The sequence below is a fragment of the Pseudonocardia kunmingensis genome (assembly GCF_006716445.1).
Taxonomy (GTDB): Bacteria; Actinomycetota; Actinomycetes; order Mycobacteriales; family Pseudonocardiaceae; genus Pseudonocardia; species Pseudonocardia kunmingensis.
Genome location: NZ_VFPA01000001.1, coordinates 2,577,870 through 2,601,221, shown reverse-complemented (window position 1 = coordinate 2,601,221; position 23,352 = coordinate 2,577,870). Strand labels below are relative to the sequence as shown.

The following is a 23,352-nucleotide window of genomic DNA, read 5'->3' as shown; positions in this document are numbered from 1 at the left end:
GAGTCTCCCGTTCGGGCGGGGCGAGTCTCGCGTTCGGACAGCGCGAGTCTCCCGTTCGGGCGGGGCGAGTCTCGCGTTCGGACAGCGCGAGTCTCGCGTTCGGACAGCGCGAGTCTCCCGTTCGGGCGGGGCGAGTCTCGCGTTCGGACAGCGCGAGTCTCGCGTTCGGACAGCGCGAGTCTCCCCTCCGGGCTGGGCGAGCCTGCCCTCCGGACGGCGCGAGGCTCCCACCGGGACGGCGGTGAGCGGCCTGTCCAGGCCGGCCGAGTCCCCGACTCGATCCGCGCGATCCGATCTGGACGGGGGAGTGCCGCGTTCGTACCGAGCCTCCTTCAGAGCAGGGCGAATCTCCTGGTCGGGCGGAGGAGCCCCCGTCGCCTCCGAGCGTCCCTCATATCGCCGGCGACCGTGCCGCCCTGTCGGTGTGCGTGACTCGCGCTGCTGGTTCGGGAGACTCGCCCGGTCGGGACGGGAGACTCGCGCTGCTGGTTCGGGAGACTCGCCCGGTCGGAACGGGGGACTCGCGCTGTTGGTTCGGGGGACTCGCGCTGGTGGTTCGGGCGGCTCGTCGGGGGTGGTGGGCGGCACCGATAGCGTCTGGGGTGTGGCCCCCTCCATCACCCTGGTCGCCCGGCTCGCCGCGTCGGCGGCGGATGCGCGGCGCGGCGTCATCCGGCTGCACCCCGAGGTCATCGACGCGCTCGGACTGCGTTCCTGGGACGCGGTGACGCTCACCGGGGCGCGGGTGACCACCGGGCTCGTCGCCCCCTCGGACGGCCCGCCCGGGCAGGCCACGCTGGACGACGTCACGCTCTCCAACGCCGGCCTGACCGACGGCGCCGCGGTCGTGGTGGCGCCGGCGCGGGTGGAGCCGGCCCGGCGGGTCCTGCTCACCGGGTCGCGGCTGGCGCGCGCGGCGCTCACCCCGGAGACGGTGCGGCTCGCGCTGGTGGGCAAGGTCGTCACGGGTGGGGACGCGGTGTCGCTTCTCCCGCAGGACGTCGAGCCGGCGCCCGGTCTGGACGCCCCGGCGGCCCGGCAGCGGGTCGCGGGCGCGCTGGGGAGCGCGTGGACCACCGAGCTGCTCACGGTCGCCGCCGTGGAGCCCGCCGGAGCGGTGGCCGTGCGCCCGAGCACCGTCGTCGGCTGGGAGGGCGGCGTGACGACGGGCGCCCCGCCGGTCGAGGCCCCGGTGCCGGCGCCCGGCATGGCGCGCTCGGCGCCGGTGGTGGCCGACGCGCCCGCGGAGCCGACCCTCCCCGTGGACGACCTGGTCGGCAACACCGAGGCCGCCCGCAGGCTCGTGGAGTGGCTGGAGCTCACGCTCGACCGGCCCGAGCTGCTCACCCGCCTCGGCGGCACCGCCCGGCTCGGCGTGCTCGTGGTCGGTCCGGAGGGCGTGGGGAAGCTGACGCTCGCCCGCAGCACGGCCGCGGCGGTCGGGGCCACCACGGTGGAGCTCGCCGCACCGAGCGTGGCCGCGCTCGAGGCGGGCACCGCGTCGCAGCGGGTGCGCGAGGTGGTCGGCGGGGCCCGGGCGTCGGCCGCTGCCGGTACCCGCACGGTCCTGGTCGTCACCGACGTCGAGGCCCTGCTCCCGGCCGCGTCACCGCCGCCGCTCGCCACGGTCGTGCTGGACGCGCTGCGTGCCGCGGTGGCGACGCCGGGGCTCGTGCTCGTCGCGACCACGGCGGCGCCGGAGTCGGTCGACCCGCGGCTGCGGGCTCCCGACCTCGTCGACCGCGAGCTCGGGCTCGCCCTGCCCGACCTGCGCACCCGTGCCGAGCTGCTGCGCCGGCTGCTGGCGACGGTGCCGCTGGCCGACGGCGCCGATCTCAAGGCGGTGGCCGAGCGCGCACCGGGTTTCGTGGCGGCCGACCTCGTCGCCGTCCGCCGGGAGGCCGCCGTGCAGGCCGCCCTGCGCCACCCCGCTCGCGGCTCCGGCGGCGACGGCGAGCCGCAGATCGGCCAGCAGGACCTCCTCGACGCCGTCGGTTCGGTGCGCCCGATCTCCATGTCGTCCTCCGACACGCTGCAGACCGGCGGCGTGACCCTCGACCAGGTCGGCGACATGGCCGAGGTCAAGCAGGCGCTCACGGAATCCGTGCTGTGGCCGCTGCAGTACCCCGACTCGTTCGCGCGGCTCGGCGTCGCCGCCCCGCGCGGGGTGCTCGTCTACGGCCCGCCGGGATGCGGCAAGACGTTCCTGCTCCGCGCGCTCGCCGGCACGGGCCAGCTCAACGTCTTCTCGGTGAAGGGTGCCGAGCTGCTCGACAAGTACGTCGGCGAGTCCGAGCGGGCGGTGCGCGAGCTGTTCCGCAAGGCCGCCGACGCCGCCCCCGCGCTCGTGTTCCTCGACGAGGTCGACGCGCTGGCGCCGCGGCGCGGCCAGTCGTCGGACTCGGGTGTAGCCGACCGGGTGGTGGCGGCGCTGCTCACCGAGCTGGACGGGGCCGAGCCCCGCCGGGACGTGATCGTCGTCGGTGCCACGAACCGGCCCGAGCTGATCGACTCGGCCCTGCTGCGCCCCGGCCGCCTGGAGCGCCTCGTCTACGTCCCGCCGCCGGACGCCGCCGCGCGCGCCGAGATCCTGCGGGCCGCGAGCCGCCACACGCCGCTCGCCGCGGACGTCGACCTGGACGCGTTGGCCGCGGAGCTGGAGGGCTACTCGGCGGCGGACTGCACCGCGGTGCTGCGGGAGGCGGCGCTCACCGCGATGCGCGAGTCACTGGAGGCCAGCGAGGTGACCGGCGCGCACATCGCCGCGGCCCGCTCCGCCGTGCCGGCGTCGCTCGACCCGGTGCAGCTCGCCGAGCTGCAGGCCTACGCCGACCGCCGCCCGGCCTGACCGCGGTCGCCTGCGGCCGGCGGGCGTCAGCGCCCGTAGTCGTTGGTGACGATCACGATCAGTCCCGGGCTCGCGTCCTCGAGGCCCTCGAAGCGCGGGTTGGCGCGGATGCCGAACCGCTCGGCCAGCGCCTTCGCCGCCGCCTCTTCCGGGGTGCCCGGCCGGTAGTAGACGGTGGTGGTCGGGATGATGCCCTGCGGGTAGTTGGCGACCACGTCGATCGGCCAGCCGGCCTTGCGGAAGTCCTCGGCGGCGCGCGCGGCGAGGCCGCTGATGGTGCTGTTGTTGTAGACGCGCAGCGGCATGGGCTCGACGCCCGGGGTGGCCTGGCGGGCACCGCTGCCGGCGTCGCCGCCGCCACCGCCGACGCGGCCCTGGACCGCGGGGCCGCTGCCGTTGCCGCCGTCGGACGGGGCCGGTGCGGGCTGCCCGGGGGCGCCGGGATCAGCCGGCGCGCCCGGGGCCTCGGGTGCGCCCCCGGGAGCGGGAGCGGGAGCCGGTGCAGGGGCGGGTGCCGGGGCGGGTGCCGGGGCGGGTGCGGGTGCGGCCTCCGGCGGGGCCTGCTCGCCCGGTGCGGGTGCCGGTGCCCCCGGGGCAGGGGCAGGGGCGCCAGGCGCGGGCTCGCCGGGCGCCGGCTGACCGGGCGCGGGCTCGCCGGGCACCGGTTGTCCCGGAACCGGCTCGCCGAACGACGGGACCGGGACGCCGGCGTCGTCCGTGGGCAGCGGCGGCGGCGGGACGACCGGCGGCGGTGCGGCCTCGGGGGCAGGGGCGGTGGTCGGGGTGTCGGGCTGCGGGGCGGCGGTGGGCGTGGGGTCGCCGTTCGCGGCGAGGCCGGCGAGCCCGATGATCGCGGCGACGACCGCGACACCGATCAGCGCGAGGCCACCGACGCGCAGGGGGGTGGGGCCGCCACCGGAAGAGGGCGTGGTCACGGCCGGACCCCATCGACGGTCGCGAGCTCGGTCACGCTGGCCTCCGAATGCGGTGGGGTGGTTCGATCAGCGGCCGGGCGCTGGAGCGACCCGGTTGTCGATCATGCTGCCGTCACCAGGGTTCGATTCCCAGGCGACGCGCCGCACGCGTGCGCTGCCTGCTGGCGCGCAACCGCCGCAGCCGCTTGACGAGCAGCGGGTCGGCGGCGAGCGCGGCCGGCTTGTCGACGAGGGCGTTGAGGATCTGGTAGTAGCGCGTGGCGGACATGTCGAAGAGCTCGCGGATCGCCTGTTCCTTGGCGCCCGCGTACTTCCACCACTGGGCCTCGAAGGCGAGGATCTCGCGCTCCCGGCGTTCCAGGGCGCCCGCCGCCCCTGCGGTGGGAAGGCTCTCGATGGGTTCGGTGGCCGACTCCATCACGCTCCTCGATGGCCTCGCTCACAACGAATGACACGCCTGTCATTCGCGTCGGCCATTCAACCACGCGAGCCTGACGAGAACCGTGCAGGGACGCGCTGCCCCGATGGGGTGGATCGGCGCGCAGTAGGGTCGGTCATCGTGGCCGTCCGACCCATCCGCATCATCGGCGATCCCGTCCTGCACCGCCCCACCCGCCCCGTCGAGGCGTTCGACGACGGGCTGAAGGCGCTGGTCGAGGACATGTTCGAGACGATGGCCGCAGCCGACGGTGTCGGGCTGGCGGCCAACCAGATCGGTGTGGACCTGCGCCTGTTCGTCTACGACTGCCCCGACGAGGAGACGCGAACGCGGGTGCGCGGCGTGGTCGTCAACCCGGTGCTGGAGACCTCGCCGCGACCCGAGACCATGCCCGACCCCGACGACGACGAGGAGGGCTGCCTCTCCGTGCCCGGGGAGAGCTTCCCCACCGGCCGGGCCGACTGGGCCCGCGTGACGGGGGTGGACGTCGACGGGGCGCCCGTGGAGGTGCAGGGCCGCGGCTTCCTCGCGCGCTGCCTGCAGCACGAGACCGACCACCTCGACGGCCTCCTCTACGTGGACCGGCTCGTCGGTCGCAACCAGCGCGCGGCGAAGAAGACGCTCAGGCGCAACGGCTGGGGCGTCCCCGGCCTTTCCTGGGACCCGGCGACCCAGGAGGCCGAGGACGTCTGACCGCAGGTGCCCGCCGGAACACGGGCGGCGGGCCCGACGTTCTCCTCCTACGCAACGCGTGCAACGTTGTAAGCGCGAGGAGGCCCGCGTGGACGAGCTCGACTCCTACTCCCGCACCGTCAGCACCGTCGCCGCCGAGCTCACCGGACGGGTCGCCGCGATCCGGGCCGGCCGGGGCAGCGGCTCCGCGGTGGTCGTCCCGGGCGACGGGATCCTCGTGACGAACGCCCACGTCGTCGGGGACGCCCGTACCGGCCGTGCCGACTTCGTCGACGGCGTGCAGACGGGTGTCACGGTCGTGGGTGCCGACCCGCTGTCGGACCTCGCCGTGCTGCGCGCCGACCGGGCGGCCGACCTCCCGCCGCCCGCCCGGCTCGGCGACGCCGACGGCCTGGTGGTCGGCCAGCTCGTCGTGGCGGTCGGCAACCCGCTCGGGCTCGCCGGCTCGGTGACCGCCGGTGTCGTGAGCGCGCTCGGTCGCGCCCTGCCCACCCGCAGCGGCCGCGCCGGGCGGGTCGTCGAGGACGTGATCCAGACCGACGCGGCGCTGAACCCCGGCAACTCCGGCGGCGCGCTGGCCGACGCCCGGGGGCGGGTGGTCGGGATCAACACGGCCGTCGCGGGGGTCGGCCTCGGGCTCGCCGTTCCGGTGAACGCCACGACCCGCCGGATCGTGGCGGCGCTGCTCGCCGACGGGCGGGTGCGCCGGGCCTACCTCGGGGTGGTCGGCAGCCCGGCCCCGGTGCCCGCGGCCGTCGCCGCGAAGCACGGGCGCACGAACGGGCTCCGGCTCGCGGAGGTGATCGGGGGCAGCCCGGCGGCCCGGGCCGGGTTGCGGGCCGGGGACCTCGTGCTCGACGTCGGGCGCCGTCCGGTCCAGGACGCCCAGGGGATCCAGCGCCAGTTGTTCGCCGACGCGATCGGAGTGCCGCTGCCGGTCACGGTGCTGCGCAACGGGGCGATGGTGGACGTCGTCGCCGTGCCCACCGAGCTCGGCTGACCGATCGTGAGTGGATACGGGTGCTCCGGCACTCGTATCCACTCACGGACGGGGTCAGCGCACGTGGCCGTGCTCCCAGGCCCAGGCCGCGATCTCGACGCGGTTGCGGGCCGAGAGCTTCGCCTGGACGTTCGTCAGGTGCGTCTTCACCGTGGAGAGCGACACGAACAGCTCGGCCGCGATCTCGGCGTTGGTCCGGCCGCGGGCGACCGCCCGCACGACCTCCAGCTCGCGGGGCGAGAGCGGGTCGGGCAGCGCGGGGGCCCTGGCGGCCGGGCCCGCGGCCAGGTGCTCGAGCAGCCGCACCGTGACCGACGGGGAGACGAGCGCGTCGCCCGCCGCGGCGGCCCGGACGGCCTCGACGAGCAACCGGGGCCCGGCGTCCTTGAGGAGGAACCCGCACGCACCCGCGCGCAGCGCTCCGTACACGTACTCGTCGAGGTCGAACGTCGTGACGACCACGATGCGCGGCGGCTCCGGGTCCGCGGCGAGCGCGCGCGTGGCCTCCAGGCCGTCGAGCTGCGGCATCCGGATGTCCATCAGCACGACGTCCGGGCGCAGCTCGCGCGCGAGCGTGACCGCGTCGACCCCGGTGCCGGCCTCACCGACGACCTCGACGTCGCCCTCGGCCGAGAGGATCAGGCGGAACCCGGTGCGGACCATCTCCTGATCGTCGGCGAGCAGGACCCGGAGCGGAGCTTGCGGAGCGACCTTCGGCGCTGTCACCGTGATCCTCGCAAGGGGAGCCTTGCGGAGACCGTCCACACGCCCGGGGCGGTGGGCCCGGCGGCGAGCGCGCCGTCCAGGGCGGTCACGCGTTCCCCCATGCCGACCAACCCGAAGCCGCTGCCCCCCGCCCGCGGCGTCATGGGACCGGGTGGGACGCCGTCGTTGCGCACCGTCACCAGCAGGGCCTCCTCGCGGATCCGGACGTCCACCTCGACGGTCGCGGCCTCGGGCGCGTGCCTGCGGACGTTGGTGAGAGCTTCCTGCACCACCCGGTAGCCGGTCGCAGCGACCCCGGGCGGCAGCACGGCGTGCTCCAGGCCGGGGTCGGTCACGAGCCGCACGAGCCGCCCGTCGGGGTCGAACCGGGCGACGAGGGCGGGCACCTCGCCCAGCTCGGCCCCGGGGGTGCGGGCGCCCTCGGTGTCCTGGCCGCGCAGGACGCCGACCATGCGGCGCATCGCGGTGAGCGCGTCGGTGCCCGCCGTCTCGATCGCGTGCAGCGCGCGGTCGACGTCGTCCGGGGAGGTGCGGGCCACCACCGCCGCGGCCTGCGCGGCCACGACGATCCCGGTGACGTGGTGGGCCACGACGTCGTGCAGCTCGCGGGCCAGCTCCATCCGCTCCGCGGAACGGGTGTCCTCGACGGCGGCCCGGCGGCGGGTGTCGACCTCGCGCAGCACCAGCCCGATCGCGACGGCGCCGCCCCAGCCGAGCGCGGACAGCACGCTGAAGCTGTTGGCGTTCGTGTCGGTCATCCGCAGGACCGGTGAGCCGACGATCGCGACCGCCGCGACCGCGGTGAGCACGAGCGCCGGGCGCAGCTCGCAGCGGTGCAGCACCAGCACGACGACCACGGCCAGCGTCAGCTGCTCGGTGAAGGAGAGAGTGAAGACGGTGCTGCCCGCCGGTGCGAGGAGCGCGAGGGGTGTCCGGGCCAGCACCGAGACCAGGACCGAGACGGTGAGCGCCGCGGCCGCGGTCGGGACCAGCCGCGCCTGTGGCCGACGTCGCAGCAGCACGATCAGCGGGACGGCGACGGCCGGCACGAGGGCGAGCGGTGTGGTGCTGCTGGTGACGACGACGAGGTCGACGAGCAGCCAGAAACCGTAGGCCGCCAGTTCGACGGCCAGGCCGAGGTGCCTCCGGACCCAGCGGAACAGGCGGATCACGCCACGAGCCTAGGCAGGACGGTGCCGCCGTTCCTCGGCCGGAAGTACGACCCGCGGCGATCGCGTTCGATCCTCCGGCCGAAGCGACCCGCGCCGGTCCGGGGAGATCGTCGTGGCATGACGGAGATGATCGCCTCGGTGCTGGGCGCCACGGCGTGGCTCGCGGGTGTGCTCGTGCTCGTGCTGATGGCGGCGCTGCCGCTGCTCGAGTCGGTGGCCGACGCGGAGCAGCGGCGGTGACGCCGCCGGTCGCACCGCCCGTGCTGCGGGGCGTCGGGCTCACCCGCCGGTTCGGGGCGACCACCGTGCTGCGCGGTGCCGACCTCGCCGTGCACCGCGGCGAGGTCCTGGCCGTGACCGGGCCGTCCGGCTCGGGGAAGTCGACGCTGCTGCACTGCCTCGCCGGCATCCTGGCGCCCGACGAGGGTGAGGTGTGGCTGGGCGGCGACCGTATCGACGCCTGGCCAGAGGCCCGGCGCACCGCCCTGCGCGGGGCGCGGCTCGGTTTCGTGTTCCAGTTCGGCCAGCTGCTGCCCGAGCTCCCGGCCGTCGAGAACGTGGCGCTCCCGCTGATGCTGCGGGGCGTGCGGCGGGCCGCGGCGGTGGCGCGGGCGGGCGCGTGGTTCCCCGCGCTCGGTCTCGCGGGGCTCGAGCAGCGCAGGCCCGGGCAGCTCTCGGGCGGCCAGGAGCAGCGGGTGGCGATCGCGCGGGCGCTGGTGACCGAGCCGGAGGTGGTCTTCGCCGACGAACCGACCGGCGCGCTCGACAGCGAGACCGGCCGGCGGCTGATGGAGCTGCTCGTGGCGCTGGCCGCCCGCACCGGCGCCGCGCTCGTCGTGGTCACCCACGACGCCGACGTCGCCGCCCGCTGCCACCGCACCGTCGTCCTGCGCGACGGGCACACGGGCGCCGCTCGCGTCCCGACCACCGCGGGCACCCGGTGAACGTGGCGACGGCGGCGCTGAGCCTGCGGTTGCTGCGCCTCGGCGGACGGCGCGCCGCGACATCGGCGGCCCTGATCGGGCTCGGGATCACGGTCGGCACGGCGCTGCTCGCGGTGGCGCTCGGCGCGGTGCACGGCTGGGACGCGCGCGAGGCCCGTGCGGGCTGGCGCACCGGACAGCCCGTCCCGGCGGCCGGCGCGCCGGTGGCGGCCATCGCGACGGCGACCGACGCAGTGGCGGGCCGGCCCCTCCACCGGGTCGACGTCGCCGCGATGGCGCCCACGGCACCGCCGCCGGGGCTGCCCCGGGTGCCGGGCCTCGGAGAGATGTGGGTGTCGCCCGCGCTCGCCGCCCTCCTGCGCGACCTCCCGCCGGACGCGCTCGCCGAACGGTTCCCGGCGCCGACCGGCGAGATCACCCCGGCCGGTCTGGTGCGCCCGGACGAGCTGGTGGCCGTCGTCGGTCGTGCGCCGTCCGACATCCCGGGCGCGACTCCGATCGCGTCCTTCGCCGCCGGCTCGCCCGGCCTGCTGGAGATCTACCGCCAGCTCACCTACGTGGCCGCGGCGCTGCTGGTGTTCCCGGTCGCCGGCCTGCTGGGGGCGTCGGCGCGGCTCACCGCCACGCGGCGCGCGGAGCGGCTGGCGGTGCTGCGCCTGCTCGGCGCGTCGACGGGGCAGGTCACCGTCGCGGCGGTCACCGAGGTGACGGCGATCGCGGCGGGCGCGGCGGTGCTCGGGATCGGGGTGCAGTGGCTCGCGGCCCCCGCGCTGGCGGCGATCGAGCTCGGGGGCGGCGGCTGGTTCGCCGGCGATCTGCGGCCGGGGCCCGCGGCGGCCGCGGGCCTCGTCGCCGGGGTGGTCGTGCTGGCCCTGCTGGCCGCCCTCGGCGGTATGCGCGAGGTGGTGGTCGAGCCGCTGGGCGTCGTCCGGCGGCAGCGCTCCGGCTCGGCGCGGCTGCTGCGGCTGCTCGGAGTGGCCGCCGGCATCGGTGTCTTCGCCGTCGCGAACGGGGCGCGGCAGGCCGGACCCGCCGATGTCGCTGGGTTGGTGTTCGGGGTCGGGGTGCTCGCGCTCTTCGGTGCCGTGTCGCTCGTCGGCCCGCTCGTGGTCCGGCTGCTCGGGATCGGGATGACCCGCAGCGCGCGTTCCCCCGCCGCCCTGATCGCCGGTCGCCGGATGCTCGACGACCCGCGCGGAGCGTTCCGCCCTCTCGCGGGCGTCACGCTCGCGGTATTCGTCGCGGGGTTCCTCGCTCCCCTGACGGCGGCGCTTTCGGGCTCGACACCGGATGACGACTCCGCATTGCGGGTCGAGGCACCCGCAGGCGAGGTGGGCGAATTGCAGGCCGAGGTCGCGCACCGCCTCGGAGCCCGCGCGATCGCGGCCGATGTCGCGATCGCCGACGTCGGGGGCGAGGTGGGCGTGGCGGTCACGCCGACGCTCCCGGCCGATCGCGATCGGGTTCGCACGGCGCTCGCGCCCGTCGCGTCCGGCCCCGTTCTCACCGAGCGCGAGGCGCGATCGGAGAACGCGGTGTTCGTCGCGGATCTGCAGCGCGGCGCATTCGTCGTACTCGCCGGGACATTCCTCATCGCGGCCACGGCGACCGGAACCGCGGCCGCCGCCCGCGTGCTCGACCACCGGCGCACCCTGCGCCTGCTGCGATTGGCGGGCACCCCGATGTCGGTGCTCGATTCCGCCCGCCGGGCGGAGACCGTCCGCCCGTTGCTGGTCCTCGCGGCGATCGCACTCGTCCTCGGGCTCCTGTGCGCATTCCCCTTCGCCGCGGCGGCGAACGCGTTCGAGCCGACGGGAATCGTCGTCCTGGGCGTATCGCTGCTCGCCGGCGTCGCGGTGGTGGTGGCCGCTTCCGCGGCGTCGCGACCACTGTTGCGGGCCGTCACGGCCGCACCGGCCAGGGAGGACTGAGAATCGGTTGCCACCGTTTCCGTCGGTGCAGGGATTTCCGCCCACCGTCGGGGCGGGTGGCGTGGGGCGGGGGCGATCACGACGCCGGACCGCGGCGTCGAGGCGGGGAGAACGGTCGGTGGGAACAGCGGCCGGGACCGGTGAACGGCCCGTGCAGGCGGGCGCGGATGTCAACGCGCGGGGGTGGGGGCGGTACCGGCGCCGGCGACCGAGGGTGCTGCGAGCCCGGCGCCGGGCGCCGTGAGAGAGCCGGCGCACCCCGTCCGGTTCGGCCTGGTGCCGGGCCCCGCGACCCGAGCTGGTGACCGGCCCGCTCCGGCTCCGCACCCGCGACTGCGGGGGAAACGCTCGGCCAAGGGCTCGCGGATCACATGAACATCTGGTAGCTTCCCCGTTGCCTCGCCCTGTGGGGGAGGTTGCGGTTCCGGTTCCCACCGGTTGCTGACGTTGCGCAACGGGCGGCCCGGCGAACCGCAGGGGTTGCCGGACGTGTATTCCACCGTCCGGTGGCGGGTCGCTGCCTCAGGCGCGACGTGCGGGTATCCCCTTTCTTCGCATGTCTGCAGTAGCTCTGTGCGTCCACGGCGCTGGCCGTCGGTTTCCGCACGTCCGTTCCTGATCGCGTCGATCCACGGGAGTCGTTCGTCATGCACCGGCAGTCCGCTCACGACGGTGGGGCCACTGGCCTCCCCGCGTGCGCTGGTGCTGCCGTCCGGCTGCGGCTCTCGGCCGCGGACCGAGTGTGGCTGCTCGTGCGGTGGACGTTCGGTCTTGCCGGCGCTGTCGTGGTGCTGTGGATCGGTGCGGCGTTCCTCGCCTCACCCGCGTCCGCGGCCGTGGCGGTTCCGGTGGCGGCTGTCCAGCAGGGCGTGCTGAAGGGAGGGAACAGCAGGCCCGCCGGCGGCAAGAAGGACGACTCCGGCAAGAAGGACGACGACAAGTCGGAGAAGAAGTCGAAGAAGAAGGACGACGGCGACTCGGACGAGAAGTCCGACAAGAAGTCGAAGAAGAAGGACGACGGCGACTCGGACGAGAAGTCCGACAAGAAGTCGAAGAAGAAGGACGACGGCGACTCCGACGAGAAGTCCGACAAGAAGTCGAAGAAGAAGGACGACGGCGACTCCGACGAGAAGTCCGACAAGAAGTCGAAGAAGAAGGACGACGGCGACTCCGACAAGAAGTCCGACAAGAAGTCCAAGAAGAAGGACGACGGCGACTCCGACAAGAAGTCGGAGAAGAAGTCGGCGAAGGACGACGACGAGTCGGACCGGAAGTCGGGCGAGCGGACGGAGAAGAAGTCCGACGAGAAGGTCGACGACAAGTCCGAGGCGAAGCCGGGCAAGAAGGACGACGAGAAGCCCGCGAAGTCGGACGGGGAGCGCGAGGCGTCCGACCGCAGGTCCGACGAGAAGCGGGACACGTCGGAGCGCAAGCGCGAGGAGTCCGGCGACGAGTCGCGCACGACCGAGGACGCGAAGGGCTCCGGTGAGAAGGAGGAGCGCGCCGGGACGCAGAAGGGCGGGAAGGGGTCCGCTGCCGACCGCGACTCCACGACGGACCGCGACGACGCGCAGAACGCGCGATCCTCGGACGGCGGTTCGGGCGACCGCGCGGCCCGTGATCGCGCCGCGGACCGTTCCGAGCAGGAGAACGAGAAGAAGGCCGGGCAGAAGTCCCAGGAGAAGTCCCAGGAGAAGTCCCAGGGAAATCCCCGGGAGAGGTCCGACGAGAAGAGCCGCGGGTCGGACGCCCGGGAGAAGGGCGAGCGGGACGAGCGCAGCGATCGCCGCGACGACGAGCGCACCCGGTCGGTCAGGACCGTGAGCGAGCGCGAGTCCGACGGCGATGCCGACGACATCGCGGAGGCGGTCCGCGAGGCCGTGGACGGCGAGGGTGGGAAGAGCCTCCGCGACCGTGTGCGGCAGGCCGTGCGGGACGCGTCGGGCGACGAGCGCCGGGAACGTGGCGAGCGGGCCGGGGATGCGGGCGATCGCGCGGACGCCGACGAGCGCGCGCGGGCCCTGGACGACGAGCGCGCGGGACGCGACGGGGAGCGCGGGAGCGACGCGCGTCGCTGGGCCCAGGAGCTGGCCGAGGGGCTCGACCGCGAGGCCGCCGACGAGAAGTCGGAGAGGAAGCAGCAGGCGCGGAAGCAGAAGGATCAGAAGGGGCAGAAGGAGAAGACCCGGGCGTGGGACGGTGACGAGCGGAAGGCGGACGCGCGGCGCTCGGCTCGGGAGATCGCCGAGGGCGAGCGGGCGTCGACGGCGGAGGACCGCTGGACGGAGCTCGCCGAGCGGGTCCGAGGGTCCGCCGACCGTGGGGGTGTGGACGAAGGCAGCCGTTCCCGCGGGGAGGACGCCGACGAGCGCGAGAGCCGCCGGGGCGAGGTCCGTCGGTGGGCGCAGGAGCTCGCGGAGGACGTCGAGGACGCGCGCGGCGGTGACCGTTCGGAACGGGACGAGTCGCGTTCCGCGGAACGCGAGCGGTGGACCGAGCTGGCCGAGGACCTCGCCGATGACGCGGACGAGACCCGCGAGCGCATCGAGCGGCACGTGGCGTCCGAGGTCCGGGACGGCGCCGAGCGCGCCGCGCGGAAGTGGGCGGAGAAGGCCGGCGCCGACCTGTCGGAGCACTCCGACGAGCGCGCCGAGGAGAAGGCCTCCCGGTCGCGGAAGGCTGTGCGCGACGCGCTGGAGCACGGCGACCGCGATGAGGCCACGGGAGCGCTGCGGCGCGCGGTGTCCGAGAAGGTCGCGTCCGAGCTCGCGCGCGGCGATGACGGCGAGGGCCGGGGCGAGGACGTGCGGCGCCTTGTCGAGCGCGCCGGGGACCTGGCCCGCGAGGCGCGGGGCCGCAACTCGGACCGCGACTCGGATCGCGACGTGTCCGGTGCGGTCGGCGACCTGGTCGACGACGCGGTGCGGTTCGCCGCGGACCGGGCCGGCGTGTCGGAGGACGACGCCGAGCGGGTGGCCGGCGCTGTGCGCAAGGCGGTCCGGAAGGCGTCGGAGGAGGCAGGGGCCGCCGTCGAGAAGGGGGCCGAGCGCGGCGACCGGAAGTCGGAGGGGTCGCGCGACCGGGCCGCGGCCGAGGACGCGGTCCTCGCGCAGCTGCTGAGCACGGGCGACGGTGAGCACCTCTCCCTCGACGGTGTGGGACCGGACCGCAAGGGGCGCTCGCGGGCCTGCGGCGCGGGCGGCGACGGGTGCGAGCGGTCGCAGGCCGGGTCGCGGGAGTTCTCCGATGCGAAGTCGCGGGGTCCGCCCGCGGACCGCCTGCTGCTCGCGGAGGACGAGGACGACGAGGATCGCGACGACGAGGATCGCGAGTACGACGACTCGGCCGAGCACACCGAGCGGGTGCTCGAGGGCCGGATCGAGGTCGACAAGAGCGAGAAGGACCTGGCGCGGGACAAGAAGAAGGTCGCGTCGGGTGAGCTGAGCAAGGCCGCCTACGACAAGAAGGCCGCCGACCACGCCCAGCTGGAGCAGCAGGTGGCGCAGGATCGGGCGGAGCTGTCGGAGGATCGTGCGGAGCTGGTCGACGAGGTCGTCGACGGGCACCGGGATCTGGAGTCGGCGCAGAAGAAGCTCGACGCCGAGGAGAAGAAGGTCGCCGCGGGGTCGGTGACGAAGAAGGAGCACGCGCGGGGCGTCGCGGAGCTGGAGAAGCAGCGCGACGAGGTCTACGAGGCCACCGACGAGCTGATGGAGGTCACCGACCGGGACGCGCGGGTGGTGCCCGAGGACGGCCTGGACGGCGAGGGGTCCGCCGCCGGCTGCGGGTCGGACGGCGCGTTCGTGGAGTGCGGGTCGGTCTCGGAGTCCGAGGACGGCGAGCGCGACGAGGACCGGTGCGTGGCCCTGTCGGGGGTGTCGTCGGGGTGCGGGACGTCGTCGAAGTCCGGGGAGAACACGAGCAAGGCCTCCTGCGACCTGTCCGGCGCGGACGCCGGCTGCGGCTCCAGCGCGTCGAGCCGGGGCGCGGACGGGGAGGAGACCACGGCGTCGGCGCGGTGCGACGGCGACGCACGCGGCTGTTCCCAGCACAGCGTCGCGACCCCGGACGGCGGGGCGGCGGCGTGCGACTCCGGTGGCGGATCGTGTCGCAGTGACAGTTCGGGGCCCGGCAGTTCACAGGCGGAGCGGTCCGAGGCGCCCGACGAGCGGGCGTCGGCGGCAGCCTCGTGCACCGGTGGGTGCGCCACGGACTCGTACGCGGACCGGTCGCAGGCCGAGGCGGGCTGCGACACCGACGGCGGGGCGTGCGACAGCACCAGCAGCGGGTCGAGGACCGATCGGGACGCGGCGCGCGCGGCGGGGTCGGACGGCGGGGACGGCGGTGCCGGGTTCGTGGCGGCGGGCCGGACGGTCCCGGCGGCGACCGGCCCGGCGAGCGAGCAGCGGGGCAAGGGCACGAGCTCGGCGCACTGCGACTCGGCCGCGGGCTGCGGCACCGCCAGCTCCGTCGAGCTTTCCGACACCGACGGTGAGGCGCGCGCCGACGCGTCCGTCGACTGCGAGGCCGCCTGCACCGGGAAGGCCACCAGCACCACCGCCGCGGGCCACGACGACGTCGCGATCGCCGATGTCACCGACGCCGCGGGCGCCACCGCCGCGACGCGTTCCCCGCGCACGGCGACGAACGGCTCGGCGAGCTGCACGGTCAGCGCCGGTGGCTGCGAGACCCGCAGCGACTCCGCCACCGATGCCGAGGACGGTGACAGCGCGGGCACCAGCGACGCCGACGCCTCTGTCGACTGTGACGGTGCCGCGGGCTGCGCGGGCACGGCGAAGTCGTCCACGGGCGGGAAGGTCACCGGCACCGCCGCGGCCGCGGGTGCGGCGGCGCCGGTCCGCGAGACCAGCGCCTCCACGAGCTGCGCGGCCTCGGCCGGCGACTGCGCGACCGATTCGTCGTCCGAGGTGGGCGACCGGGCGGGCGAGCCGAGGTGGGACGGGGCGGACGGGTTGGCCGCGGTCGCGCCGGTCGCGGCCCGCGAGCTGAGGGCGTCGAGCACCGCGGACGCGCAGGTCGACTGTGACGACGCGGCGTGCACGGGCTCGGGCCGTGCGACGACCTCCGGTGCGGCGTCGGGGGACGTCACCGGGGTGCGGGACAGCACGGCGAGGTCGACGTGCTCGGTGCAGGGCGAGGGTGGTGGGTGCGGGGCGCAGGCCGGCACGATGGTCGGCGACCGCGACCCGGTCTCGGCGCGGGAGGCCGCGGAGGCGGGTGTGACCGCGGTGTCGGGGCCGGTGAGCGTGTCGCAGGCGAACGCGTCGGTGCGGTGCGACGGCGGTGCCGGGGAGTGCGGCGGCACCACGATGTCGCAGACGAGCGCACGGGACACGGCGGTCTCGCCACACGCCCGCGGCACCCGGGCCACCGCGGGCTGCACGGTCACCGGTGGCGGCTGCGAGGGGTCGAGCACGTCGTCGGCGTCGTCGGCGCCGGACTTCGTGGTGACCGACCCGGAGACCGGGCTCCCGGTCGCCGGGCAGCCGGCCAGCGGCCCGACCTCGACCGCCTCGTCGTCGGCGAGCCTGTGGTGCGAGGGCGGAACCGCGTGCTCGGGCACCGTGAAGACCAGCACCGCCGCCTGGGACGGTGGCGTGAACGGCGGTACGCCGCGCACGTCGGAGGGCACGGCGAGCTGCGAGAGCGGCAGCGGCGCGTGCGAGGTGCACTCGGTGTCGCAGGCGTCGACCGGGTCGGGCGCGGCGCTCGCGCTCTCGGGTGAGCAGCTCGATGCCAACGGTGCGCCGAAGGGCGTCAACACCGCCCGTCTCCCCGCGGGGCCGTCGGCGGCGTCGGCGGCCGGCGCGGCACTGATGTGTGACGGGCAGGCGCTTTGCGAGGGAAAGGTCTCCAGCGCCGCCACCGCGACCGACCCGTCGGTCTCGCCGGACCCGCGCGGCTCGCGCAGCGAGGGCTCGTGCGAGGGCGTCTCGGGTGGGGTGTGCCAGGCCGTGACGAACTCCGGGGCGTCCAGCGGTCCGGATGCGAACGTCATCGCGCCGCTGGTGGCCGAGCGCTCCACGGCGAACGCCACGGTGGCGTCGGAGACCACCGGCGACGCCCCGGCACAGGACCAGCAGGCCCCGGCCGATGGCCAGGACCAGCCCTCGGTCCCGCCGGCGCCGACCGCGCCGGGTTCGAGCGCGAACACCGGTGGCCCCACCGTGGCGGGCGCGTCGAGCTGGACGATGGCCTCGGCCACCCTGGACTGCGCCGGGGGCTCCGGTGACTGCGCCGGCACCACCCGGACCTCGGCCGCAGGCAGCGACGGCCCCACCGCCGTGAACGACGGGAACGGGGCGCGCGGCCCACCGGCCGGCGGATCCAGCACCACCGCGAGCTGTGCGGCCGGCGAGAGCGGCTGCCAGGCGCAGAGCAACTCCACGGCGGGATCCGGCCAGGTCGTGGCCGACATCATCGCCGAACAGCAGAACGACGCCGCCGAGCAGCAGGCCGCGCAGGCCTCGCAGGCGGAGAAGGACGCCGCAGACGCCGCGCGGATCGCCGCGCAGACCGGCGCCACCCCGGAACAGAAGAAGGCGGCCCGCGAGGCGGCGACCGCCGCCACCGAGGCCCGCCAGGCCGCCCGCGAGGCGGCCGACCTGGCGGCGAAGCCGGTGACGGACGCGCCGGCCGCGCTGGCGCAGTCCTCGGCGACGGCACAGTGCGCCGGGGCGGGCTGCACCGCCCGCACCAGCGGCGAGACCGCGGGTCTTGCGGGCGGGTCGCGCACCGACGCGAGCTGCACCGCCGCCGAGAGCGGTTGCGCCGTCGCGAGCGACGCCGCCGCCACGCTGGTGCGCGACGCCGGCACGACGCAGGGCGAGAAGCCCGAGACGATCCCCGGCCGCACCACCAGCGGCCAGACCAGCTCGCAGCTGGTGTGCCCGGAGGCGGGCTGCACGGACACCCTCACCGGGTCCGCCGACGCCACCGCCGGCCCGGCCGGGCGCACCAGCCACAGCACGGCCACCGGCGGCACCGGCTGCGACGGCACCCGGGCGTGCACGGCACAGCTCACCGCCTCCTCCAGCGACTCGACCACCGCCCCCGGCGCCGCCGAGGACGAGCGCTTCGCCACCACGAGCGCGTCGGTCACCGCGGCGTGCGACGACGGATCGGCCACCGGCTGCGCGACCCGCGCCTCGTCGGCCACGCGTGTCACCGGAGCGTCGCAGGTGACCGCGAGGTCCACGGCGACCTGCGCCGCGGCCGGAGCCTGCCAGGCCGCGACCGGCGGGTTCGCCGCGAAGGACCTCGCCGAGGTCACCGCCACCTGCGCCGGTACCGGCTGCCGCACCCACACCGAGGGAAGCGCACGGGCGGCCGCGCCCAACGGGCAGAACACGGCGAACTCGCGCACCGACTGCACCGCAGGCACGGGCGGACTGTGCACGGGAGCGTCCCGCGTGGGTGCCGACGAGACCGGAGCGCAGGTCTCGGCCTCCTGCGAGGGCAGCGAGGGAGCCACCTGCCGGCACAGCTACTCCGCCTCGAGCACCGCGGCCAGCAGCTCCGGCGGGAACACCGCCACCGCGAAGGCCACGTGCGGCACCGCCGGCGGCACCGGATCGGGCTGGTGCGCCACCAGCGCCGCCGCCGACACGAGCGCGGACCACGCCATGGCCGGCGCCGCCTGCCAGGGCAGCGCCGGGTCCGGCTGCTCCTACTCCTACCGGGCCCACAGCAGCGCGTCCGACAGCGCCGCCGGTGCGCGGGCGAGCGCGCACGCCACCGGGTCGGGGTCGGGGACGTTCGGCGGGGGCCAGGCGGTCACCACCGCGGCGGCGGTGGCGGCCCCGGGCAGCGCCCAGGCGTCGGCCTCCTGCAGCGGCACCGCGGGCACGCGCTGCAGCCACTCCTACTCGGCGTCCGCGTCCGCGTCGGCGTCCGCCCCGGGGGCGCGCGCGTCGGCGTCCGCGTCCGGGTCCGGTGGTGGTGGCCAGGGCGGCGGTGGCGTGGCGGTGTCGGCGCAGGCGTCGGCGAGCCCGGGGAGTGCGCAGGCGTCGGCGTCGTGCGTGGGCGCGGCGAACTGCCGGCATTCGTACTCGGCGTCCGCGTCGGCGTCGGCGTCGGCGGCGGGTGCGCAGGCGAGTGCGTCGGCGTCGGGCTCGGGTGGTGGTGGCCAGGGCGGCGGTGGCGTGGCGGTGTCGGCGCAGGCGTCGGCGAGCCCGGGGAGTGCGCAGGCGTCGGCGTCGTGCGTGGGCGCGGCGAACTGCCGGCATTCGTACTCGGCGTCCGCGTCGGCGTCGGCGTCGGCGGCGGGTGCGCAGGCGAGTGCGTCGGCGTCGGGCTCGGGTGGTGGTGGCCAGGGCGGCGGCGGTGTCGCGGTGTCGGCCCAGGCGTCGGCCGGTCCGGGTTGGGCGAGCGCGAGCGCGTCGTGCTCCGGTGCCGCCAACTGCCGGCACTCCTACTCCGCGAGCGCGTCGGCGTCGGCCTCCGACCCGTCCGGTTCGTGGGCGAAGGCCAACGCCTCCGGCTCCGGGGGCGGCGGCCAGGGCAGCGGCGGGGTCAGCGTGAGCGCCCAGGCCTCGGCCGGCCCCGGCTGGGCGAACGCGAGCGCGACCTGCTCCGGCGCCGCCAACTGCAGCACCAGCTACTCGGCCCACGCGGAGGCGCGTGACCACAAGGACGTCGACGGCGGGTACTGGGACGCCTTCGGCGAGGCCACCTGCTCGGGCGGGGGCTCGTCCGGCGGTGGGTGCGGCGTCACGGCGTGGGCGCAGGCCGGCCCCGGTGGCGGTGGCGGGGGCTCCTGCTCGGGGACCTACTCGTCCTGCGACACCGACGGCGGCAACACCTTCACCTCCACCGCGCCTGAGGTGGAGCTCGGCCCCGGCGAGGTCCTCGACGAGAACGGTGAGCCCGTCAAGATCGAGGAACTGGGCAAGGACGAGCAGGCCGTGCTCATCGAGCGCGACGAGGACGGCGACGTCGTCTGGAAGATCAAGCCGAAGGGCGGGGAGGTCTACGGCGAGACCTGCCCGTCGCCCTGCGCGGGCGTCGACGAGCAGGGCCCCGGCGGGGAACGCGTCGGCTACGACCCGGACCGCAAGGCCAGCGAGCGCTACCGCGCCTCGATGCCGGTCGAGACGGGCAGCAGCAAGCGTGACTCCGCCACCGGCTCCGACGGGGTGCGAATCGCCCGCGACAAGAACGGCAACGGCGGCGGGTACGTGCGCGGCACGGGCACGGTCACCAACGGCCGCACCGGGGAGACCGTCGAGTACACCCGGTCCGCGCCGTCGGAGAAGGCGACCAACACCTTCCGCCTGACCAACCCGAAGGGCTCCCCGTTCACGTCCACCTGCAACGGCGGCTGCATCTACACGGGCGCGGAGCTGGAGGGCAAGCCCGGGGTGGACAAGGCCGTGATCGAGGCCCCGTCCGGCTCGATCGTCGGGCGGGACGTCCACGGCAACCCCGCGCGGATCTCCTGGGACGGCAAGGGACGCTTCACCTCCGCCGAGGGCGACGTGGTGACGAGCCCGACCGGGATGGCCGACGGCAAGATCGACATCGTGACCCGCGGCGCCGATGGTCTCGGCGGGTTGCTGAAGATCGACGGCTGGGGCACGGTCCTGTCGGCCGAGGGCGCCGAGCTGTCGTGCTACGGCTGCACCGGCGGCCACTACATGCCGACCGAGAAGGGCAAGGGCGGCACCAACTTCTGTTCGGTCGGCACGGGCGGCAGCTGCAGCGGCTGGGGCGTGCCGCTGAAGGACGGTGGCCGGGACTACCAGCACATCAACGTCGACCGCGGCGACGAGGGCAAGGCCGACTTCGTCCAGTACCTGCGCAACGCCGACGGCAGCGGCGGTGGCGCCGTCGCCTTCCTCAGCGGCGACGCCACGGCGTACGGGAGCGACGCCTTCGGCAACTGGGTCACGACCAGCGGCGACAAGGGCCGCACCGCGCTGCTCTACGCCGAGTCCGACGGCTACAACAAGGGCCAGGCGTGCGTGGCGGGCGCGGGGAGCTCGTGCCGCGGGTCGGAACCGGCCGAGCGACGGCTGGAGTGGGTGGAGCCGGACCGGAAGGTCACCGAGGCGCTCGGCATGACGGAGCCGGGCGAGCGTCCGGACGGGTTCATCGGCCCGATCGCGAACCAGGGTTCCGACTCGCTCCTGGACCGGGGCCGGGCGGCGTTCGAGTTCACCCGCGACCAGGGCCACCTGCGGTGGATGGCCGAGGACGGCAACGAGGAGGTCCAGCCGGTCGCGGACGCCTTCGCGGAGGCGAAGAAGGGCGGGATCACCCAGGCCGAGGCGAACGAGCTCGCCGCGCAGATCGAGGCGCTCTCCCCCAAGACGCGCGAGCGCCTCGGGCGGACCGAGGACGCCCTCGGGACCGTGCTGAAGGTCAAGGGCACCCAGCAGCGGACCACGCAGGACATCGAGCGGCAGCTCGCGGAGAACCCCGAGCTCGTCGGCGACATCCTGGGGCAGCCGAACCTCACGGACCCGACCAACGAGGAGCTGACCAGGGCGAAGAACATCCTGCTCGACCAGCAGGAGGTCTCCCGCATCGCCGCCGAGGACCTGGGCGAGCTGCAGCCCCGCCAGGACGCGCTGGACCGCCGTCAGCAGGCCTACGAGAAGGCCGTCCAGGACTACTACGCCGGACGCGGGGGCAGCTACGAGGACCTCGAGGCCGAGCGGCTCGCGATCAACGAGCTGGCCGCCGACCTCGCCGCGGACCGCAAGCCCTTCCTCGAGACCCTCGACGGGTCGCAGGACGTCCTGCGCGCCTACGACGCCTACGCCGCCGGTGTTGCGGACGCCCCTGGCTACGCCGCCGACATCGAGCTGGCCAGGCAGAACCTCGATGCGATCAACGGCGTGGTCGAGGCCTTGCCGGCGGCCGAGACGAAGGAACAGCTCGCCACGGCGGTCACGATCGCCACCTTCAGCGACGCGGTCCGGATGGGCTACGAGGCAGCCATCGAAGCGCCGCGGGCGCCGTCCAACCGGCTGAGCGACATGCACCTGCCGTCGACGGGCTCGGCGGACCTGGCGCTGGCGATGCGGGCCGCCGCCGGATACCCCTACATCCTCGAGGTCGCCGACGACGCGAACAGCCCGTTCGCGAACCTGAACCCGGACGAGCTCTCCAACATCGCCGCGACCTGGACCTACGGGGACCGCGACCCGGGCCGGATGACGGACTTCGAGGTCGCCGGGCTCGCCAGCACGCCGTCGACCGCCGACCAGGCCGCCGGGATGCTGCTCGGCTGGTCGGGCGGGGAGGGCTACAGCGAGCGCAAGGACGCGATCCTCCGCCAGATCAACCACAGCTGGCTGCGCAGCAAGGTCGGGTCGGTGCTGTCGGAGGAGGAGCAGGACAACCTCGCCGACAAGGTCGAGGAGCACGACCCGAAGAGCGTCCTCGGCTTCTTCGAGTTCATGCTCGACGGCGCGCACTGGACGACCGCGGAGTCGGTGCGGCTGTACAACAAGGAGTTCGGCGCCGGCACCGACAACTTCGGGCGCAACCTCGGCCGCGACGCCGTCACCGTCGGCGCAGGCCTGCTCTCGCTGCCGGGTGTGGTGATCGGCGGCGGCGTCACCGAGGGCGCCAACCGGGTCGAGAACGAGGGCTGGGGCGCGGCCCTGTACCTGTCGCCGGTGACCGGCATCCCGCGCCTGGTCGACTCGATGGTCAACCCCGGCGACTACTTCGACGAGCCGCGCAAGCGGAACGCGGACGGCACGGTCGAGTCCGACGCGGACTACTACAACCGGATGGCCCCGCTGACCGGCAGCATGGTCCGGACGCCGATCGCCAACGCCGTCAACCGGCACTTCGGTGACGGCTCGGCCTCCAAGGACTACTTCGAGCGCCCGCTCATCTCCCTCCTGGAGGACGCGACCCCGATCCTCCTGGTGACCGGCCCGGTCGCCGCCGGGTTCCGGGGCGGGTCGATCGCCGCCGCGGCCCGTGCCTCCACGGCGCGGGCGGGCCTGGCCCGGCTCAACGAACTACCCCGGACCGCAGGCAACACCGCGCTTGCGCGCTCCCTCGCCGCGGACATCGCCAGGTTCGACGGCCAGGCGATGCGGCGGAACGCGATCAGCCAGGTCGCGAGCATCCCGTGGCGCGTGACGGCCGCACCGTTCAAGGTGGCGGGCCTCCCGGTCCGGGCCGGGGCGGTCGCCGTCCGTGCGCTGGCCGCTCCGACCGCGCGCGCCGCGAAGGCGGCGGGCAACAGGGCAGGCATGCGGGGGCTGGCCGGCGCGGTGGCCGGCCGGCCGACGGCCGGGCTGTGGGGACGGGCCTCCGGCGCGCTGGACGGCGTGGCCACCCGGCTCGGGCGGACGGCCGAGTGGGGTCGGGTCACGGCCCGCTACGGGTACTTCGGCAAGGCCGGCGAGCGCGCCGCCCGTCGGGACATCGGTGTCCGCCGGCTCGCGACCGACGAGGCGGTCCAGGCGGCCTACGCCGCCCGCGTCGCCCGCGTCGAGCGGGGCGGAAAGGCCGGCGACCCGGTTCGCGCCGCGCGGCTGGACCGGCTCGAGCGATCGCTCCGGGTGGTCGAGCAGCGCCGGTTCGCGGCGATGGAGCGCCACGGCGGGCGCGACCGCCACCTCGCGGGGAAGATCGACGACCTGCTCGCGCTGAAGGGCGACAAGCCGGTGAG

11 protein-coding genes (1 of these 11 cut by a window edge) are annotated in these 23,352 nt (G+C 75.5%); 7 read left to right on the top strand and 4 right to left on the bottom strand.

The features are described 5' to 3' along the window. Positions 1 to 604: 604 nt before the first annotated feature. Complete coding sequence (locus FB558_RS12360; protein ID WP_142051950.1) at positions 605 to 2,848, top strand: AAA family ATPase; 2,244 nt, start codon at positions 605 to 607, stop codon at positions 2,846 to 2,848. A gap of 26 nt (positions 2,849 to 2,874) precedes the next feature. On the opposite strand, the gene FB558_RS45490 is transcribed toward FB558_RS12360, so the two are convergent. Both FB558_RS45490 and napA read right to left on the bottom strand, forming a co-directional pair. Further along, positions 2,875 to 3,783, bottom strand: coding sequence for a LytR C-terminal domain-containing protein (locus tag FB558_RS45490; protein ID WP_342787303.1), 909 nt, complete (start codon positions 3,781 to 3,783; stop codon positions 2,875 to 2,877). 112 nt (positions 3,784 to 3,895) lie between these two features. Further along, positions 3,896 to 4,201, bottom strand: coding sequence for a nucleoid-associated protein NapA (gene napA / locus FB558_RS12345; RefSeq protein ID WP_142051947.1), 306 nt, complete (start codon positions 4,199 to 4,201; stop codon positions 3,896 to 3,898). 141 nt (positions 4,202 to 4,342) lie between these two features. Here napA and FB558_RS12340 point away from each other — a divergent pair, with 141 nt between their 5' ends. Both FB558_RS12340 and FB558_RS12335 read left to right on the top strand, forming a co-directional pair. Next, a complete protein-coding gene (locus FB558_RS12340; protein ID WP_142051944.1) occupies positions 4,343 to 4,915 on the top strand; it encodes a peptide deformylase in 573 nt (190 codons plus the stop codon). Positions 4,916 to 5,003: 88 nt separating this feature from the next. Continuing rightward, complete coding sequence (locus tag FB558_RS12335) at positions 5,004 to 5,915, top strand: S1C family serine protease (protein WP_142051941.1); 912 nt, start codon at positions 5,004 to 5,006, stop codon at positions 5,913 to 5,915. Between the two features lie 54 nt (positions 5,916 to 5,969). Here the strand turns inward: FB558_RS12335 and FB558_RS12330 are convergent, their stop codons facing one another. Continuing rightward, the gene (locus tag FB558_RS12330) at positions 5,970 to 6,641 is read right to left on the bottom strand and encodes a response regulator (protein WP_281288591.1); all 672 of its coding nucleotides are present in this window, start codon (positions 6,639 to 6,641) and stop codon (positions 5,970 to 5,972) included. Beyond that, the gene (locus FB558_RS12325) at positions 6,638 to 7,813 is read right to left on the bottom strand and encodes a sensor histidine kinase (protein WP_142051938.1); all 1,176 of its coding nucleotides are present in this window, start codon (positions 7,811 to 7,813) and stop codon (positions 6,638 to 6,640) included. The genes FB558_RS12330 and FB558_RS12325 overlap by 4 nt, the downstream gene beginning before the upstream one ends. Before the next feature lie 117 nt (positions 7,814 to 7,930). Here FB558_RS12325 and FB558_RS45160 point away from each other — a divergent pair, with 117 nt between their 5' ends. The 4 genes from FB558_RS45160 to FB558_RS12310 form a co-directional block, all read left to right on the top strand. Continuing rightward, positions 7,931 to 8,053 (top strand): hypothetical protein, encoded by a 123-nt coding sequence (locus tag FB558_RS45160; RefSeq protein ID WP_281288590.1) that lies wholly within the window; start codon positions 7,931 to 7,933, stop codon positions 8,051 to 8,053. Then, positions 8,050 to 8,757 carry an ABC transporter ATP-binding protein gene (locus FB558_RS12320; protein WP_211366329.1) on the top strand — a complete coding sequence of 236 codons (708 nt, stop codon included), beginning with the start codon at positions 8,050 to 8,052 and terminating at the stop codon, positions 8,755 to 8,757. Before FB558_RS45160 ends, FB558_RS12320 begins: the two co-directional genes overlap by 4 nt. Beyond that, complete coding sequence (locus tag FB558_RS12315) at positions 8,754 to 10,688, top strand: ABC transporter permease family protein (protein ID WP_142051935.1); 1,935 nt, start codon at positions 8,754 to 8,756, stop codon at positions 10,686 to 10,688. The genes FB558_RS12320 and FB558_RS12315 overlap by 4 nt, the downstream gene beginning before the upstream one ends. 752 nt (positions 10,689 to 11,440) lie before the next feature. Continuing rightward, a protein-coding gene (locus FB558_RS12310; RefSeq protein WP_142051932.1) for a preprotein translocase subunit SecA crosses the window boundary here: on the top strand, positions 11,441 to 23,352 show its start. The gene runs 22,939 nt beyond the window's last position; the window shows 11,912 of its 34,851 coding nt (coding positions 1-11,912); it begins with the start codon at positions 11,441 to 11,443; its stop codon lies off the right edge, out of view.

What these genes read in the sequence shown, in the direction of transcription:
- FB558_RS45160 (WP_281288590.1), top strand. Translation starts at nt 7,931, where the DNA reads ATGACGGAGATGATCGCCTCGGTGCTGGGCGCCACGGCGTGGCTCGCG.
- napA (WP_142051947.1), bottom strand. Translation starts at nt 4,201, where the DNA reads ATGGAGTCGGCCACCGAACCCATCGAGAGCCTTCCCACCGCAGGGGCG.